16 protein-coding genes are annotated in these 15,817 nt (G+C 72.2%); 13 read left to right on the top strand and 3 right to left on the bottom strand.

Annotation, left to right across the window (positions count from 1 at the left end; genetic code table 11):
- Window positions 1-77: 77 nt before the first annotated feature.
- Window positions 78-755 (bottom strand): potassium channel family protein, encoded by a 678-nt coding sequence (locus tag ACFYXU_RS33105; protein WP_376512016.1) that lies wholly within the window; start codon window positions 753-755, stop codon window positions 78-80.
- A 65-nt stretch (window positions 756-820) separates the two neighbouring features.
- Between ACFYXU_RS33105 and ACFYXU_RS33110 the strand changes: the two genes are divergently transcribed.
- On the top strand, window positions 821-1,384 hold the full coding sequence (locus tag ACFYXU_RS33110) for an HIT family protein (RefSeq protein ID WP_389461322.1): 564 nt from the start codon (window positions 821-823) through the stop codon (window positions 1,382-1,384).
- A gap of 113 nt (window positions 1,385-1,497) precedes the next feature.
- On the opposite strand, the gene ACFYXU_RS33115 is transcribed toward ACFYXU_RS33110, so the two are convergent.
- Both ACFYXU_RS33115 and ACFYXU_RS33120 read right to left on the bottom strand, forming a co-directional pair.
- On the bottom strand, window positions 1,498-3,153 hold the full coding sequence (locus tag ACFYXU_RS33115; RefSeq protein ID WP_389461324.1) for a hypothetical protein: 1,656 nt from the start codon (window positions 3,151-3,153) through the stop codon (window positions 1,498-1,500).
- 175 nt (window positions 3,154-3,328) lie between these two features.
- Window positions 3,329-5,545, bottom strand: coding sequence for an elongation factor G-like protein EF-G2 (locus ACFYXU_RS33120; protein WP_389461326.1), 2,217 nt, complete (start codon window positions 5,543-5,545; stop codon window positions 3,329-3,331).
- Between the two features lie 281 nt (window positions 5,546-5,826).
- On the opposite strand from ACFYXU_RS33120, the gene pgsA reads away from it, so the two are divergent.
- From pgsA to yajC, 12 genes are all read left to right on the top strand, one after another.
- On the top strand, window positions 5,827-6,495 hold the full coding sequence (pgsA, locus tag ACFYXU_RS33125) for a phosphatidylinositol phosphate synthase (RefSeq protein WP_361393787.1): 669 nt from the start codon (window positions 5,827-5,829) through the stop codon (window positions 6,493-6,495).
- Window positions 6,492-7,406, top strand: coding sequence for a phosphatidylinositol mannoside acyltransferase (locus ACFYXU_RS33130; RefSeq protein WP_376512022.1), 915 nt, complete (start codon window positions 6,492-6,494; stop codon window positions 7,404-7,406). Before pgsA ends, ACFYXU_RS33130 begins: the two co-directional genes overlap by 4 nt.
- Complete coding sequence (locus tag ACFYXU_RS33135) at window positions 7,403-8,557, top strand: glycosyltransferase family 4 protein (RefSeq protein ID WP_376512024.1); 1,155 nt, start codon at window positions 7,403-7,405, stop codon at window positions 8,555-8,557. Before ACFYXU_RS33130 ends, ACFYXU_RS33135 begins: the two co-directional genes overlap by 4 nt.
- Before the next feature lie 572 nt (window positions 8,558-9,129).
- A complete protein-coding gene (locus tag ACFYXU_RS33140; protein ID WP_389408700.1) occupies window positions 9,130-9,765 on the top strand; it encodes an N-acyl homoserine lactonase family protein in 636 nt (211 codons plus the stop codon).
- An 11-nt stretch (window positions 9,766-9,776) separates the two neighbouring features.
- A complete protein-coding gene (locus ACFYXU_RS33145; RefSeq protein WP_329850807.1) occupies window positions 9,777-10,319 on the top strand; it encodes a hypothetical protein in 543 nt (180 codons plus the stop codon).
- Window positions 10,320-10,433: 114 nt separating this feature from the next.
- Window positions 10,434-11,348, top strand: coding sequence for a pyridoxal 5'-phosphate synthase lyase subunit PdxS (gene pdxS, locus ACFYXU_RS33150; RefSeq protein WP_329850805.1), 915 nt, complete (start codon window positions 10,434-10,436; stop codon window positions 11,346-11,348).
- A 6-nt stretch (window positions 11,349-11,354) separates the two neighbouring features.
- Window positions 11,355-11,942: a pyridoxal 5'-phosphate synthase glutaminase subunit PdxT gene (gene pdxT / locus ACFYXU_RS33155; RefSeq protein WP_376512028.1), complete on the top strand. Its 588-nt coding sequence runs from the start codon at window positions 11,355-11,357 to the stop codon at window positions 11,940-11,942.
- A 63-nt stretch (window positions 11,943-12,005) separates the two neighbouring features.
- Window positions 12,006-12,758, top strand: coding sequence for a YebC/PmpR family DNA-binding transcriptional regulator (locus tag ACFYXU_RS33160; RefSeq protein ID WP_361393792.1), 753 nt, complete (start codon window positions 12,006-12,008; stop codon window positions 12,756-12,758).
- 122 nt (window positions 12,759-12,880) lie between these two features.
- On the top strand, window positions 12,881-13,432 hold the full coding sequence (gene ruvC, locus ACFYXU_RS33165; RefSeq protein WP_189804416.1) for a crossover junction endodeoxyribonuclease RuvC: 552 nt from the start codon (window positions 12,881-12,883) through the stop codon (window positions 13,430-13,432).
- Window positions 13,429-14,061 carry a Holliday junction branch migration protein RuvA gene (gene ruvA, locus ACFYXU_RS33170; RefSeq protein WP_389461329.1) on the top strand — a complete coding sequence of 211 codons (633 nt, stop codon included), beginning with the start codon at window positions 13,429-13,431 and terminating at the stop codon, window positions 14,059-14,061. Before ruvC ends, ruvA begins: the two co-directional genes overlap by 4 nt.
- A gap of 29 nt (window positions 14,062-14,090) precedes the next feature.
- Window positions 14,091-15,170, top strand: a complete 1,080-nt coding sequence (gene ruvB / locus ACFYXU_RS33175) for a Holliday junction branch migration DNA helicase RuvB (RefSeq protein ID WP_361393794.1) — start codon at window positions 14,091-14,093, stop codon at window positions 15,168-15,170.
- A gap of 165 nt (window positions 15,171-15,335) precedes the next feature.
- Window positions 15,336-15,812 (top strand): preprotein translocase subunit YajC, encoded by a 477-nt coding sequence (gene yajC, locus ACFYXU_RS33180; RefSeq protein WP_389461332.1) that lies wholly within the window; start codon window positions 15,336-15,338, stop codon window positions 15,810-15,812.
- The last annotated feature ends 5 nt before the right edge of the window (window positions 15,813-15,817 follow it).

Consider the following 15,817-nt stretch of genomic DNA (forward strand, 5'->3'; position numbering starts at 1 on the left):
GCTCAGGGGCCCCCGGGGAATAGTCCGGGGGCCACGGGCTCAGGGGGCCCCGGGGGAATCGTCCGGGGGCCACGGGCTCAGGGGGCCCCCGGGGAATCGTCCGGGGGCCTCTTCTCGTCCTCCCGCCGGAACGTCTGGATCAGCCAGGACGAGAACGAACCCGTGACCGCGCCGATCAGCGCGACTCCGCAGGCCATCATGCCCACCGCGATGAGCCGGCCCGTCGGCGTCACCGGGGTGACATCGCCGTACCCCACCGTCGTCAGCGTCTCGGCCGCCCACCAGAGGGCGTCGCCGAGGGTGTGGATCGTGGCCCCCGGGGCGTCGCGCTCGTGCTGGAGGACGGCGAGCGCGCCCGCGAATCCGAGCAGGCCGACCGTGAGGCTGGAGTACGCCATGACCCGGGCGTAGAGGGTCAGGCGCGGCTTGTCGTGGCGGCGCTGGATCTGCTCGTAGATCTTCACCATCTGGAGCGGCCGCAGCAGGGGCAGCAGCAGCACGACGGTGCCCAGGAGATGCGCGCGGAGGAAGCGCAGCGGACGGAGACCGCTGAGCCGCAGCCGCACCACGTAGTCGACGATGAAGACGCCCCAGGACCCGAGCGTGAGGGCCAGGCAGAGGTCCAGCCAGACCTGGTCCATGCCGTGGGCGAGCACCCGCACCGTGTACCCGGCGAGGAAGAGCAGGGACGCCAGCATGAGCGGCTTCTCCATGCGACGGTCCCAGCGCTCCTGCTTCTCCTGCCTCGCGTCCATCGGATCAGCATGGCCGCTGCATGGATCTTCCGCCCCGGCGACACGTTCCGAACGGACGACGCAATATGCTGCTCGGCATGACGACTGAGCCGGAGCAGCAGATCGGAGTGGGGACGCAGGACGCGTTCCAGCGCCTGTGGACGCCTCACCGGATGGCGTACATCCAGGGCGAGAACAAGCCGACCGGGCCGGGGGCCGAGGACGGCTGTCCGTTCTGCTCGATTCCGTCGAAGTCGGACGAGGACGGTCTCGTGATCGCGCGCGGCCGGAGCGTGTACGCGGTGCTCAACCTCTACCCGTACAACGGCGGTCACCTGATGGTGGTCCCGTACCGGCACGTCGCCGACTACACCGACCTCGACGAGGCGGAGACCGCCGAGCTCGGCGGCTTCACCAAGCGCGCGATGGTCGCGCTGCGGGCCGCCTCCGGCGCCCACGGCTTCAACATCGGCATGAACCAGGGCGCCGTCGCGGGCGCCGGCATCGCCGCCCACCTGCACCAGCACGTGGTGCCGCGCTGGGGCGGGGACACCAACTTCATGCCGGTCGTGGGCCACACCAAGGTGCTGCCGCAGCTGCTCGCGGACACCCGGAAGATGCTGGCCGACGCCTGGCCCGCCGCCCTCTGAGTCACTGAACCGGGGTCGCGCGGCGGGGGCCCATCGGGCCGTGCCTCTCGCAGATCCACCCGGGCCGGAGCGCCGGACCACCGGGCGCGCGGCCCCGTGGTCCGGCGGTCCGGTCAGGCGTCGTAGACGTCGGCCTTCCTCGGGCCCGGCTCCTGGATGCCGCCGCTGAGAATCAGCGAGCGGTTGGTGAAGCGGTCCGTCTCCACGTTGTGCTCGTCGAGGACCTTGATCGTCGCGGCGTGCACGGCGCGGAGCACGGGCGTGGCCATGCGGATCGCGTCGTCCGCCATGAAGCGGTTCTTCCAGAGCGGACCGGCCCAGACGTGCCGCAGACCGAAGGGCTCGGGCAGGCTCATCTTGCCGCCGAGGAACTCCAGGACCGGCGGGTACCAGGTCAGCGGGGCGCGCACCGCGAGCCGGACGATGTCGTTCGTCGTCAGGACCGGCTGCTGGATCTCCTTCGTCTCCCAGAAGCGGACGGTCTTGGAGACCTCCCTGCTCTTCCCCTTCGGCTTCGTGGTGAAGAGGCCGTGGACCGGACCGAGCGCGTGACCGGTGACCTCGATCCGCAGCGTGTGGTGGAGCGAGGTGACGGTGACCATCATCGTGAGGACGAGATTGCCGTCCCAGAGGGTGAACTGCACACCGAGGTAGTGGCGGTTGCCCGCGCCGAACTGCTGCTCGTTGCAGATGCGCTGTATCTCGTGCGGCTTGACCTGGTAGTGGACGATGTTGTCGCCCTCGGGGCGGCTCACCTCGTCGGCGCCCTCGCCGACCGGGGAGACGATCCAGTGCTTGACCGTCGGCTTGGGGAAGCCGGTCTTCAGGGAACCGCGCTCCAGGAGCGTCAGCTCGTCGTGGATCCTGCGGACGACGTCCCACGAGCGGAAGGCGTGGAGCTCCTTGCCCGCCTGCGGCACCAGCTCCTCGGCGAGCGTCCAGCTGCCCCAGCGGGTGCCAAGACCGAGGATCCCCTTCGGTCCTGCGTAGAAGACGATGTTGGACTGCTGCTCCGCGGAGAGCTTCTCCAGGTTGACCCGGAGCTCCTCGGCGGCCTTCTCGCCCGGGTCCCGGGGCGCCGACTTGGGGACGTGCGGGCCGACCCCGCCGCCGCCGAGCAGCCCGCTCCAGCGCGCCCGCAGGTCGACCGCGGTCCGCTGGCAGATCCGGCTCGCCAGGAACCAGCCGATGACCGGGGCCACCATCATCGCGCGCAGGTAGTTCGGCAGGATCCCGCCGAGGGGCAGCTTGACCAGGACCAGCGCGGCGAAGATCCCGGCGCCCCAGAGCAGGACGGTCCCCAGGGCGCTGTTGCGCTTGTTCTCCGAGCCGGCGACGAACCGGCGGAGCTGGATGACACCGAGCCACAGCAGCATCCCGGGCAGGAACAGCACGCCGCAGAAGATCGTGATCAGGGTCAGCTTGACGTCCCGCTGCCTGCGCAGGTGCGTCGCGGCCAGGCAGTGCTCCACGACCGGCTGCGGTTCGGCGCCGAAGGACTGGATCAGCGCCTTGCGGCCGCCGCCCAGCATCCGGACCTGGACCGCGTGGGAGAAGGCCTCGCCGAGGTCGGGGCTGAACAGCCCCCACTTCCCCTCCTTGACCGTGGTCTTGTAGAGGTCGTTGTCCGCCTGCTTGATCGTGTCCAGGGGACTGTCACGGTACGCGGCGGACGCGAGCGCGCTGGTCGCGCCCGTGCCACCGCCCGTGCCCTGCAGGGGGATCTGAGCCCCGGGTCCAAAACCGTCGATCGCCACTGCCGCCCCCATCGCGCGCGAGTACCTGTGCGGGCTGTTCCCAACTGCCGCGCCCCGCACACCTTCTGAGCTGGGCACCACAGCGTAACCGGGCGCGGCCGGATGCGTCACGGCCTGTGGATATCGCGGCCGAATGATGTCCGCCCGGCGGGCCCCAGGCGGACGCGCGCCACCGTCGATCCGCCGATTAGACCCCCCTCTCCGCCTGTTCGCGGATCCTCTCCGCCAGGTGAGGGGGCATCGGCTCGTGCCGGGCGTAGCTGCGGTCGAAGCGTCCGGTGCCGTGCGCGATCGAGCGGAGGTCGATCGCGTACCGCCCGATCTCGATCTCCGGCACCTCGGCGCGGACCACGGTCCTCCCCGGCCCCGCCTGGTCGGTGCCGACGACCCGGCCGCGACGACCCGACAGGTCGCTCATGACCGGGCCGACGTACTCGTCGGGGACGAGGACCTCGACCTGGGCGACCGGCTCCAGGAGATGGACCGGCACCTCGGACGCGGCCTCGCGCAGCGCCAGCGCCCCGGCCGTCTGGAACGCGGCGTCGGAGGAGTCCACCGAGTGGGCCTTGCCGTCCCGCAGGGTGACCCGGATGTCGACGAGCGGATGCCCGGTGGCGAGCCCCCGCGCGGCCTGCGCCCGCACGCCCTTCTCCACGGACGGGACGAACTGGCGCGGGACGGCGCCGCCGACGACCTTGTCCACGAACTCGATGCCGCTGCCCGGCGGCAGCGGCTCCACGTCGATCTCGCAGATCGCGTACTGGCCGTGGCCGCCGGACTGCTTCACGTGCCGCCCCCGGCCCGAGGCGGAGCCGCCGAAGGTCTCGCGCAGCGCCACCTTGTACGGCACCGCGTCCACCCGCACCCCGTACCGGCCGCGCAGCCGCTCCAGGGCGACCTCCTGATGCGCCTCGCCCAGACACCACAGCACCACCTGGCGGGTGTCCTGGTTCTGTTCGAGCCGCAGCGTCGGATCCTCGGCGACCAGCCGCGAGAGGCCCTGCGAGAGCCGGTCCTCGTCGGCCTTGCCGTGGGCCTGGACGGCCAGCGGCAGCAGCGGCTCCGGCATCGCCCACGGCTCCATCAGGAGCGGATCGTCCTTGGCGGAGACGGTGTCGCCGGTCTCCGCGTGGCCGAGCCGGGCGACGCACGCGAGGTCCCCGGCGACGCACTCCGCGAGCGGCCGCTGCTGCCGGCCGAAGGGGGAGGTGAGCCCGCCGGTCCGCTCGTCCGCCTCGTGGAGTCCCGGACCGTCGTGCGACCGGTCCGCCAGGCCGTGACCCGAGATGTGCACCGTCTCGTCCGGGCGCAGGGTGCCGGAGAAGACCCGGACCAGGGAGATCCGCCCCACGTACGGGTCGGCGGCCGTCTTGACCACCTCGGCGACCAGCGGCCCGTCGGGGTCGCAGCCGATCGCGGGCCGCGAGCGGCCGTCGGGCGTGGTGACCGAGGGAGCCTCGTGCTCCAGCGGGGAGGGGAAACCGCCGGTGATCAGCTCCAGGAGCTCCAGGGTGCCGAGGCCCTGCGTCCCGCCGTCGGCGGCCGGGGCGGCCGCCAGCACCGGATGGAAGACACCCCGCGCGACGGCCTTCTCCAGGTCGTCGACGAGGGTCTTCAGGTCGATCTCCTCGCCGCCGAGGTAGCGGTCCATGAGGGTCTCGTCCTCGCTCTCGGCGATGATCCCCTCGATCAGCCGGGCCCGTGCACGGGCGATGAGCTCCCGCTGCGCCTCGTCGGGCGCCTCCTCCCGGCGCGTCCCCGAGGAGTAGTCGTAGATCCGCTCCGAGAGCAGGCCGACCAGGCCGGTCGCGGGGGCGTGCCCGTCGGAGCCCTCGGCGCCGCGCACCGGAAGGTAGAGGGGCAGGACCGCGTCGGGGTCGTCCCTGCCGAAGAGCCCGGCGCAGACGGCCGTGAGCTCGGTGAAGTCGGTGCGGGCGGTGTCCAGATGGGTGACGACGATGGCGCGGGGCATGCCGACGGCGGCGCACTCCTCCCAGATCGCGCGCGTGGAGGCGGCGACGGCGTCCGCCTCCTGCGCGGCCGAGACGACGAAGAGGGCCGCGTCCGCCGCGCGCAGACCGGCCCTCAGCTCCCCGACGAAGTCGGCGTACCCGGGGGTGTCGAGGAGGTTGATCTTGTATCCGCCCCAGCCGACCGGGACGAGGGAGAGCTGCACGGACCGCTGCTGGCGGTGCTCGATCTCGTCGTAGTCGGAGACGGTGCCGCCGTCCTCGACCCGCCCGGCCCGGTTGAGCGCTCCGGCGGTCTGCGCCAGCGCCTCGACGAGCGTCGTCTTGCCCGATCCGCTGTGGCCGACCAGCACCACGTTCCGCACGGCCGAGGGCCGGTCGGCCGTCGGAGCCCTGCCGGCGGCCCCGGCGGGCGTCTTCGCCTTGTCACCCATGATGATGTCCTCCCGACTGCTCGCACGATGCGGCGGGACGCGGGCGCGGGGGAGTGGCGTGTCGCGGTACGGCTCCGGCGGTGCCCGCGGTGGTCCTTCGAGCTTTGCACCGACGCCAGGACGCGTCCATACGTCGTACGCGGGGGAGCCCCCCGGGTGGCCCTCGGCGGGACGGCGACGCGGCGGGGCGGGTACCCGCCGGTAGCCCGGGACGCTCGTGGCTACGATGGGTGAGCCGGTGGTCGTAGGGGCCGCGCGGCCCACCGAACCTCGGGAAGGCCATGCTGAACAAGTACGCGCGTGCCTTTTTCACGCGTGTCCTCACACCGTTCGCCGCGTTTCTGCTCCGCCGGGGCGTCAGCCCCGACGCGGTCACGCTCATCGGCACCGCGGGGGTGATGGCCGGTGCCCTGGTCTTCTTCCCCCGCGGGGAGTTCTTCTGGGGCACGATCATCATCACCCTCTTCGTCTTCTCCGACCTCGTCGACGGCAACATGGCCCGGCAGGCGGGGATCTCCAGCCGATGGGGAGCCTTCCTGGACTCGACGCTCGACCGGGTCGCCGACGGCGCGATCTTCGGCGGCTTCGCGCTCTGGTACGCCGGCAAGGGCGACGACAACGTCATGTGCGCCGTGGCGATCTTCTGCCTCGCGAGCGGCCAGGTCGTCTCGTACACCAAGGCCCGGGGCGAGTCGATCGGCCTGCCCGTCGCGGTGAACGGCCTGGTCGAGCGCGCCGAGCGCCTGGTGATCTCGCTGGTCGCCGCCGGCCTCGCCGGACTCCACGCCTTCGGCGTCCCCGGCATCCAGATCCTGCTCCCGATCGCCCTGTGGATCGTGGCCGTGGGCAGCGCCGTGACCCTGGGCCAGCGGGTCGTGACCGTGCGCCGCGAGTCGGCCGAGGCGGACGCCGCCGCGGCGGCGTCCGGAGGAGGCGGGGCGGCCTCGTGAGCACCCTCAAGGAGCGCCTGAGCGACGGGCTGTACGGCGCCGGCTGGGCGACCGTCAAGAAGCTGCCCGAGCCGGTGGCGACCGGGCTCGGCCGCCGGATCGCCGACTTCGCCTGGAAGCGGCGCGGCAAGAGCGTCCTGCGCCTGGAGTCCAACCTCGCGCGCGTGGTGCCGGACGCCACGCCCGAGCGCCTCGCCGAGCTTTCGCGGGCCGGCATGCGCTCGTACATGCGGTACTGGATGGAGTCCTTCCGGCTGCCGACCTGGAGCAAGGAGCGGGTCGAGCGGTCCATCGACATCAAGGGCCGCCACTACCTCGAGGAAGGCCTCGCCGCCGGGCGCGGCGTCGTCCTCGCCCTGCCGCACCTGGCCAACTGGGACCTCGCGGGCGTGTGGGTGACCCGCTCGCTCGGCCTGCCCTTCACGACCGTCGCGGAGCGGCTGAAGCCGGAGTCGCTCTACGACCGGTTCGTCGCCTACCGCGAGTCCCTCGGCATGGAGGTCCTGCCGCACACCGGCGGCTCCGCCTTCGGCACGCTCGCGCGGCGACTGCGGGCCGGAGGCCTGATCTGCCTGGTCGCCGACCGCGACCTGTCGGCGTCCGGCACCGAGGTCACGTTCTTCGGGGACACCGCGCGGATGCCCGCGGGACCGGCGATACTCGCCCAGCAGACCGGCGCGCTGCTGCTCCCGGTGACCCTCTGGTACGACGACACGGCGGTCATGAAGGGCCGCATCCACGCGCCGATCGACGTACCCGAGTCAGGCACGCGCGCCGAGAAGACGTCCGTGATGACACAGGAGCTCGCCGACGTCTTCGCCGGCGGCATCGCGGACCACCCGGAGGACTGGCACATGCTGCAACGACTGTGGCTCGCGGACCTGGACGAGCGGGAGGGACCGGCCGCGTGAAGATCGGGATCGTCTGCCCGTACTCCTGGGACGTGCCGGGCGGCGTCCAGTTCCACATCCGCGACCTCGCCGAGCACCTGATCCGGCTCGGCCACGAGGTCTCCGTCCTCGCCCCCGCCGACGACGACACCCCGCTGCCGCCGTACGTGGTCTCGGCGGGCCGCGCGGTGCCCGTGTCCTACAACGGCTCCGTGGCCCGGCTCAGCTTCGGCTTCCTCTCCGCCGCGCGGGTCCGCCGCTGGCTGCACGACGGCACCTTCGACGTCGTCCACATCCACGAGCCGACCTCGCCCTCCCTGGGGCTGCTCACCTGCTGGGCGGCGCAGGGGCCGATCGTGGCCACCTTCCACACCTCGAACCCGCGCTCCCGGGCCATGATCGCCGCGTACCCGATCCTCCAGCCCGCCCTGGAGAAGATCAGCGCCCGCATCGCGGTCAGCGAGTACGCGCGGCGGACGCTCGTCGAGCACCTCGGCGGCGACGCGGTCGTCATCCCGAACGGCGTCGACGTGGACTTCTTCGCCCGCGCCGAGCCGAAGAAGGAGTGGCAGGGCGAGACCCTCGGCTTCATCGGCCGGATCGACGAGCCCCGCAAGGGCCTGCCGGTCCTCATGCGGGCCCTTCCCCGGATCCTCACCGAGCGGCCCGGAGCCCGGCTCCTCGTCGCCGGACGCGGCGACGAGGAGGAGGCGGTCGCCTCCCTGCCGGCCGGGATGCGCTCCCGGGTGGAGTTCCTCGGCATGGTCAGCGACGAGGACAAGGCGCGGCTGCTGCGCAGCGTCGACGTGTACGTGGCGCCCAACACGGGCGGGGAGAGCTTCGGCATCATCCTCGTCGAGGCGCTGTCGGCCGGCGCGCCGGTCCTCGCCTCCGACCTCGACGCCTTCGCCCAGGTCCTCGACCAGGGGGCGGCCGGAGAGCTCTTCGCCAACGAGGACGCCGACGCGCTCGCCGACGCGGCGATCGCGCTCCTCGGCGACGAGACGCGGCGCGCGGAGCTGAGCGCCCGCGGCTCGGCCCATGTGCGGCGCTTCGACTGGGGGACGGTGGGGGCGGACATCCTGGCCGTGTACGAGACGGTGACGGACGGGGCGGCGGCGGTGGACACCGACGAACGAACGGGCGGGCTGCGGGCGCGGCTGGGGCTGTAGCGCGGCGCGGGGGCTGCCGCTCTCGGGCGCTCGGCGCGTCGCCCGCCCGGGCGCCACGCCCCGCGGAGCCGCGCCCCCGGTCGGCTTGGGCCTTCGCCGCCCGCGCGTCCGCTGTGCGTGTGGCCTACCCCCCCCGTGTGCGCCTGTGCCCGTGTGTGCCCGTCGCCCACGCCCGTGTGGGTCCGTCGCCACGCCCGTCGCCACGCCCTTATGGGCCCGTCGCCCCGCCCGTGTGGGCAATCGTCCCGCTGGGGCGGGACGGGTGGGCACACGGGACGGCGCGCTGAGCGGCGCCTCCGCGTTCTGGGCCTGGACCCGCTCCACAAGGTGCCGTCACCGGTGGTGCGGGTCGGGGTGCGGGAGCCTCTGGCGCCGGTAGGGCGCTGGTCCGTTGTGCCCACCCGTTCCGCCCCTTGCGGAACGCCTGCCCACAACGGCGGGGCGCGGGCCCACAGCGGGGCGGGGCGCGGGCCCACAGCGGGGCGGGGCGCTGGCCCACAGCGGGGCGGGGCGCTGGCCCACAACGGACCGGCGGGGCGCATGCCCGCCGCAGGGAGGGGAACGGGGTCCCCATGGACGCCATCACCCGTCTCGACCTCGGACACTTCACCCGCCCCGCCGAAGAGTGCGGCGGCCCCCACGCGCGCGTGGAGCCCGTTCTCGGGTATCTCGTGCGCCACGCGGGCGTGCGGCTGCTCTTCGACACCGGGATGGGGACCGGGTCCCCGGAGACGGACGCCCACTACCGGCCCGTCCGCCACCCGCTGTCCGTGGGACCTGACGACGTCGACCTCGTCGTCAACTGCCACCTGCACTTCGACCACATCGGCGGCAACCAGCTCTTCCCCGCCACCCCCGTCCTCGTCCAGCGCAAGGAGCTCGCCCTCGCCCGCGCCGGCGGGCACACCATCGACTCCCTCCTGCCCGGAGTCCGGTACGAGGAGATCGACGGCGAGCACGAGATCGCACCGGGCGTGCGGATCGTGCCCACCCCCGGCCACACCGAGGGCCACCAGTCGCTCGTCCTCGACCACGGCGACCGGGTCACGGTCCTCGCCGGACAGGCGTACGACTTCGCGCACGAGTTCGGACGCCCGTACCTCCCCTGGCTCGACCGGCTCGGCGAGCTCGCCGCCGGCCGCCCCGCGCGTGTCCTCTTCGCCCATGACCGCGACCTTTGGGAAGGTGTGCTGCCGCCGCCCCGGTAGCCTGTGCGCCCGTGACCGAAACCGTGATCTGGACCGTCGTCGCGCTGATCCTCATCGGCGTCTATCTGAGCTGGACCGCCGGGCGGCTCGACCGCCTGCACGCGCGCATCGACGCCGCCCGCGCCGCCCTGGACGCGCAGCTGCTGCGCCGGGCCTCGGTCACCCAGGAGCTCGCCACCTCCGGCGTCCTCGACCCGGCCGCCTCCATCGTGCTGTACGAGGCCGCGCACGCCGCCCGGCAGGCCGAGGAGGAGCAGCGGGAGGTCGCCGAGAGCGAGCTGAGCCAGGCGCTGCGGGCCGTCTTCGGCGAGTCCGAGCAGGTGGAACTCGTACGGGAGGCACCCGGCGGCGAGGAGGCCGCCGGGGAGCTCGCGCAGGCCGTCCGCCGCGTCCCGATGGCCCGCCGCTTCCACAACGACGCGGTCCGGGCGGCCCGTGCCCTGCGCCGTCACCGCAAGGTCCGCTGGTTCCGGCTCGCGGGCCACGCGCCCTTCCCGCTGGCCTTCGAAATGGACGACGAGCCGCCGGTGGCCCTTGCTGATCGTCCGGCCTGACCCTCTCAACCTGCGAAAACGATCCACCGGGTCCACATTGGCCCTTGATGTGGACCCCAGGTGGACTGTTTCCTCTTCTTGTCGTCAACCCCTGTTGTCACGAGTGAGGTATCCGTGTCCACCACGCCTTCCACCACCTTCCAGTCCCCCGAGACCGGCACCGCGCGCGTCAAGCGCGGCATGGCCGAGCAGCTCAAGGGCGGCGTGATCATGGACGTGGTCAACGCCGAGCAGGCGAAGATCGCCGAGGACGCCGGCGCCGTGGCCGTCATGGCCCTGGAGCGGGTCCCCGCGGACATCCGCAAGGACGGCGGCGTCGCCCGCATGTCCGACCCGAACATGATCGAGGAGATCATCGGCGCGGTCTCCATCCCGGTGATGGCCAAGTCCCGCATCGGCCACTTCGTCGAGGCCCAGGTCCTCCAGTCCCTCGGTGTCGACTACATCGACGAGTCCGAGGTCCTGACCCCGGCCGACGAGGTCAACCACTCCGACAAGTGGGCCTTCACGACCCCCTTCGTCTGTGGCGCCACCAACCTGGGCGAGGCCCTGCGCCGCATCGCCGAGGGCGCGGCCATGATCCGCTCCAAGGGCGAGGCCGGCACCGGCAACGTCGTCGAGGCCGTCCGCCACCTGCGCCAGATCAAGAACGAGATCGCCAAGCTGCGCGGCTTCGACAACAACGAGCTGTTCGCCGCCGCCAAGGAGCTCCGCGCCCCGTACGAGCTCGTCAAGGAGGTCTCCGAGCTCGGCAAGCTGCCGGTCGTGCTGTTCTCCGCCGGTGGTGTCGCCACCCCCGCCGACGCCGCGCTGATGCGCCAGCTCGGCGCCGAGGGCGTCTTCGTCGGCTCCGGCATCTTCAAGTCGGGCGACCCGGCCAAGCGCGCCGCCGCCATCGTGAAGGCCACCACCTTCTACGACGACCCGAAGGTCATCGCGGACGCCTCCCGCAACCTGGGCGAGGCCATGGTCGGCATCAACTGCGACACCCTCCCCGAGTCCGAGCGCTACGCGAACCGGGGCTGGTAAGCACCCATGAGCACGCCCGTCATCGGTGTCCTGGCCCTCCAGGGCGACGTACGGGAGCACCTGATCGCCCTGGCCGCGGCGGACGCCGTGGCCAGGCCGGTCCGGCGCCCCGAAGAGCTCGCCGAGGTCGACGGTCTGGTCATCCCCGGTGGTGAGTCCACCACCATCTCCAAGCTGGCCGACCTCTTCGGCCTGATGGAGCCCCTGCGCGAGCGGATCGCGGGCGGCATGCCCGTGTACGGCACCTGCGCCGGCCTGATCATGCTCGCCGAGAAGATCCTCGACCCACGCTCGGGCCAGGAGACCTTCGGCGGCATCGACATGATCGTCCGCCGCAACGCCTTCGGCCGCCAGAACGAGTCCTTCGAGGCTTCCGTCACCGTCGCGGGCATCGACACTCCCGTCGAGGGCGTCTTCATCCGCGCCCCGTGGGTGGAGTCCATCGGCGCCGAGGTCGAGGTCCTCGCGGAGCACGGGGGCCACATCGTCGCCGTGCGCCAGGGCCGTGCCCTCGCCACCTCCTTCCACCCCGAGCTCACCGGCGACCACCGCATCCACGCGCTGTTCGTGGACATGGTGCGCGCGGAACGGTGACCCGATCCCGGTAGGATCTCTGGGGTTCGTTCAAGAAGTTGGTTACGCGAAGGAGACAGGCAGATGTCCGGCCACTCTAAATGGGCTACGACGAAGCACAAGAAGGCCGTGATCGACGCCAAGCGCGGCAAGCTCTTCGCGAAGCTGATCAAGAACATCGAGGTCGCGGCCCGGACCGGCGGCGCCGACCCGGACGGCAACCCGACCCTCTTCGACGCCATCCAGAAGGCCAAGAAGAGCTCGGTCCCGAACAAGAACATCGACTCCGCGGTCAAGCGCGGCGGCGGCCTCGAGGCCGGCGGCGTCGACTACGCCACGATCATGTACGAGGGCTACGGTCCGAACGGTGTCGCGGTGCTCATCGAGTGCCTCACCGACAACCGCAACCGCGCCGCCTCCGACGTCCGCGTCGCCATGACCCGCAACGGCGGCTCCATGGCCGACCCGGGCTCGGTCTCGTACCTGTTCAACCGCAAGGGCGTCGTCGTGCTCCCCAAGGGCGAGCTGTCCGAGGACGACGTCCTGGAGACGGTGCTCGAGGCCGGTGCCGAGGAGGTCAACGACCTCGGCGAGTCCTTCGAGATCATCAGCGAGGCCACCGACCTGGTCGCGGTCCGTTCCGCGCTCCAGGAGGCCGGCATCGACTACGACTCGGCCGAGTCCAGCTTCGTCCCGACCATGCAGGTCGAGCTGGACGAGGAGGGCGCGCGCAAGATGTTCAAGCTGATCGACGCCCTGGAGGACAGCGACGACGTGCAGAACGTCTTCGCCAACTTCGACGTCAGCGACGAGGTCATGGAGAAGGTCGACGCCTGATCGCGTACCTTCCGAGCAGCGGGCCGACGGGACACACCCCGTCGGCCCGCTGCGTTGTCAGTGGCAGCGGATAGCCTGCACAAACAGACTTGCGATCGGCTGGCGATCAGGGAGGGGGCGGCGTGCGCGTACTCGGGGTGGACCCCGGACTGACCCGGTGCGGCGTCGGTGTCGTCGAGGGCGTCGCCGGCCGGCCCCTGACCATGCTCGGCGTCGGCGTCGTGCGCACCGCCGCGGACGCCGACATAGGGGTGCGCCTCGTCGGCATCGAGCGCGGCATCGAGGAGTGGCTCGACCGCTTCTCACCCGAACTCGTCGCCGTCGAGCGGGTGTTCAGCCAGCACAACGTCCGTACGGTGATGGGCACCGCCCAGGCCAGCGCGGTCGCCATGCTCTGCGCCTCCCGGCGCGGCATCCCCGTCGCCCTGCACACCCCCAGCGAGGTCAAGGCCGCCGTCACCGGCAGCGGCCGCGCCGACAAGGCCCAGGTCGGCGCCATGGTGACCCGGCTCCTGCGGCTCTCCGCCCCGCCGAAGCCGGCCGACGCCGCCGACGCCCTCGCCCTCGCCATCTGCCACATCTGGCGGGCCCCCGCCCAGAACCGTCTGCAACAGGCCGTCGCCCAGCACGCCGCTGCCCGGCCCGTCACCGCGCTGAAAGGCCGTACCCGATGATCGCCTTCGTGAGCGGCCCGGTCGCCGCCCTCGCCCCCACGACCGCCGTCGTCGAGGTCGGGGGAGTCGGCATGGCCGTCCAGTGCACCCCCGGCACCCTCGCCGGCCTGCGCCTCGGCGAGCACGCCCGGCTCGCCACCTCCCTCGTCGTCCGCGAGGACTCCCTGACCCTGTACGGCTTCGCCGACGACGACGAGCGGCAGGTCTTCGAGCTCCTCCAGACCGCCAGCGGCGTCGGTCCGCGCCTCGCCCAGGCCATGCTCGGGGTGCACAGCCCCGACGCGCTGCGCCTCGCCGTCTCCACCGGCGACGAGAAGGCCCTCACCGGCGTTCCCGGCATCGGCAAGAAGGGCGCGCAGAAGCTCCTCCTCGAACTGAAGGACAAGCTCGGCTCCCCGCTGGGCAGCAGCGGCCTGGTCGGCGCCCAGCGCGCCGCGGCCTCCGGCCCCGCGCCGTGGACCGAGCAGCTGTCCGCCGCCCTCATCGGCCTCGGCTACGCGAGCCGCGAGGCCGAGGAGGCCGTCGGCGCCGTCACCCCGCAGGCCGAGGCCGCGATCGCCGAGACCGGCAGCGCGCCCGTGCCGCAGCTGCTCCGCGCCGCCCTGCAGACCCTCAACCGGGCCCGCTGACCTCCCGTACGAAGAGGAAGACCATCACCGTGAACTGGGACGACGACAGCACCGCCGAGACGGACGCGCGCCTCGTGGGCGCCTCCGCCGAGGGCGACGACCAGGCCGTCGAGGCGGCGCTGCGCCCCAAGGACCTCAGCGAGTTCGTCGGCCAGGAGAAGGTCCGCCAGCAGCTCGACCTCGTCCTCAAGGCGGCCCGCCAGCGCGGTGCCACCGCCGACCACGTGCTGCTCTCCGGCGCCCCGGGCCTCGGCAAGACGACCCTCTCGATGATCATCGCCGCCGAGATGAACGCGCCGATCCGCATCACCTCCGGCCCCGCCATCCAGCACGCCGGCGACCTCGCCGCGATCCTCTCCTCCCTCCAGGAGGGCGAGATCCTCTTCCTCGACGAGATCCACCGCATGTCCCGGCCCGCCGAGGAGATGCTCTACATGGCGATGGAGGACTTCCGCGTCGACGTCATCGTCGGCAAGGGCCCCGGCGCCACCGCCATCCCGCTCGAACTCCCGCCCTTCACCCTGGTCGGCGCCACCACCCGGGCCGGACTCCTGCCGCCCCCGCTGCGCGACCGCTTCGGCTTCACCGCCCACATGGAGTTCTACGACCCCTCCGAACTCCAGCGCGTGATCCACCGCTCCGCCGGACTCCTCGACGTCGAGATCGACCCGGCGGGCGCCGCCGAGATCGCCGGCCGCTCCCGCGGCACGCCCCGCATCGCCAACCGCCTGCTCCGCCGCGTCCGCGACTACGCCCAGGTCAGGGCCGACGGAGTGATCACCCGGGAGATCTCCGAGGCGGCCCTCCGCGTGTACGAGGTGGACAGCCGCGGCCTCGACCGCCTCGACCGGGCCGTCCTGGAGGCCCTGCTGAAGCTCTTCGGGGGCGGACCGGTCGGCCTGTCCACCCTCGCCGTCGCCGTGGGGGAGGAGCGCGAGACCGTCGAGGAGGTCGCCGAACCCTTCCTCGTACGCGAAGGCCTGCTGGCCCGCACGCCCCGTGGCCGGGTCGCCACTCCTGCGGCATGGACCCACCTGGGACTCGTTCCACCGCAGGCCGTGGGCCCGGCCGGGCCAGGAAGCGGACAACAGGGGCTCTTCGGGGCGTGACGGTGCGGACACTCGCCCGTACCGGAACCAGGGTGCGATGCTGGACGTTGTTCCATCGATGCGGACTCGCCTAGACTCCGCCGTTGCCGCCCTTTCTGGTCGGCGCGCCCACCCCCGAAGATCAGGCCGCGGGTTCTCCGCGACCGTGCGAAGGAAACCCGTCCCGTGAGCATCGTGACCCTCCTCCCCTTCATCGTCCTCATCGGGGCCATGTTCCTGATGACCCGCTCTGCCAAGAAGAAGCAGCAGGCGGCGGCGCAGATGCGCAACGAGATGCAGCCCGGCACCGGCGTACGGACGATCGGGGGGATGTACGCCACCGTCAAGGAGATCGGCGACGAGACCGTTCTCCTCGAGGTCGCGCCCGGCGTGCACGCGGTCTACGCCAAGAACGCGATCGGCGCGGTCCTCGAGGACTCCGAGTACAACCGGATCGTCCACGGCGACGAGGAGTCGGACTCCGAGACCGTCGTCCCGGACGACGCCTCCTCGCTGACCGAGACCGCCGACGCCACGGACAAGCACGTCGAGACCGTCGAGGACGCGCCGAAGGCCGACCTCACGAAGAAGTCCGACGCGTCCGAGGCCGCCGCCGAGGGTCAGAAGGACGGCAAGACCGACGGCGAGACCGACGCGAAGTAGTCGCG

Origin of the sequence: Streptomyces sp. NPDC002232, from assembly GCF_042890295.1 — a bacterium.
Lineage (GTDB): Bacteria > Actinomycetota > Actinomycetes > Streptomycetales > Streptomycetaceae > Streptomyces.

Excerpts from the sequence above, each read along its gene's own strand:
- ruvA (WP_389461329.1), top strand. The coding sequence starts at position 13,429 with ATGATCGCCTTCGTGAGCGGCCCGGTCGCCGCCCTCGCCCCCACGACC.
- pgsA (WP_361393787.1), top strand. The coding sequence starts at position 5,827 with ATGCTGAACAAGTACGCGCGTGCCTTTTTCACGCGTGTCCTCACACCG.
- ACFYXU_RS33110 (WP_389461322.1), top strand. The coding sequence starts at position 821 with ATGCTGCTCGGCATGACGACTGAGCCGGAGCAGCAGATCGGAGTGGGG.
- ACFYXU_RS33115 (WP_389461324.1), bottom strand. The coding sequence starts at position 3,153 with ATGGGGGCGGCAGTGGCGATCGACGGTTTTGGACCCGGGGCTCAGATC.
- ACFYXU_RS33120 (WP_389461326.1), bottom strand. The coding sequence starts at position 5,545 with ATGGGTGACAAGGCGAAGACGCCCGCCGGGGCCGCCGGCAGGGCTCCG.
- ACFYXU_RS33160 (WP_361393792.1), top strand. The coding sequence starts at position 12,006 with ATGTCCGGCCACTCTAAATGGGCTACGACGAAGCACAAGAAGGCCGTG.
- ACFYXU_RS33140 (WP_389408700.1), top strand. The coding sequence starts at position 9,130 with ATGGACGCCATCACCCGTCTCGACCTCGGACACTTCACCCGCCCCGCC.
- pdxT (WP_376512028.1), top strand. The coding sequence starts at position 11,355 with ATGAGCACGCCCGTCATCGGTGTCCTGGCCCTCCAGGGCGACGTACGG.
- ACFYXU_RS33105 (WP_376512016.1), bottom strand. The coding sequence starts at position 755 with ATGGACGCGAGGCAGGAGAAGCAGGAGCGCTGGGACCGTCGCATGGAG.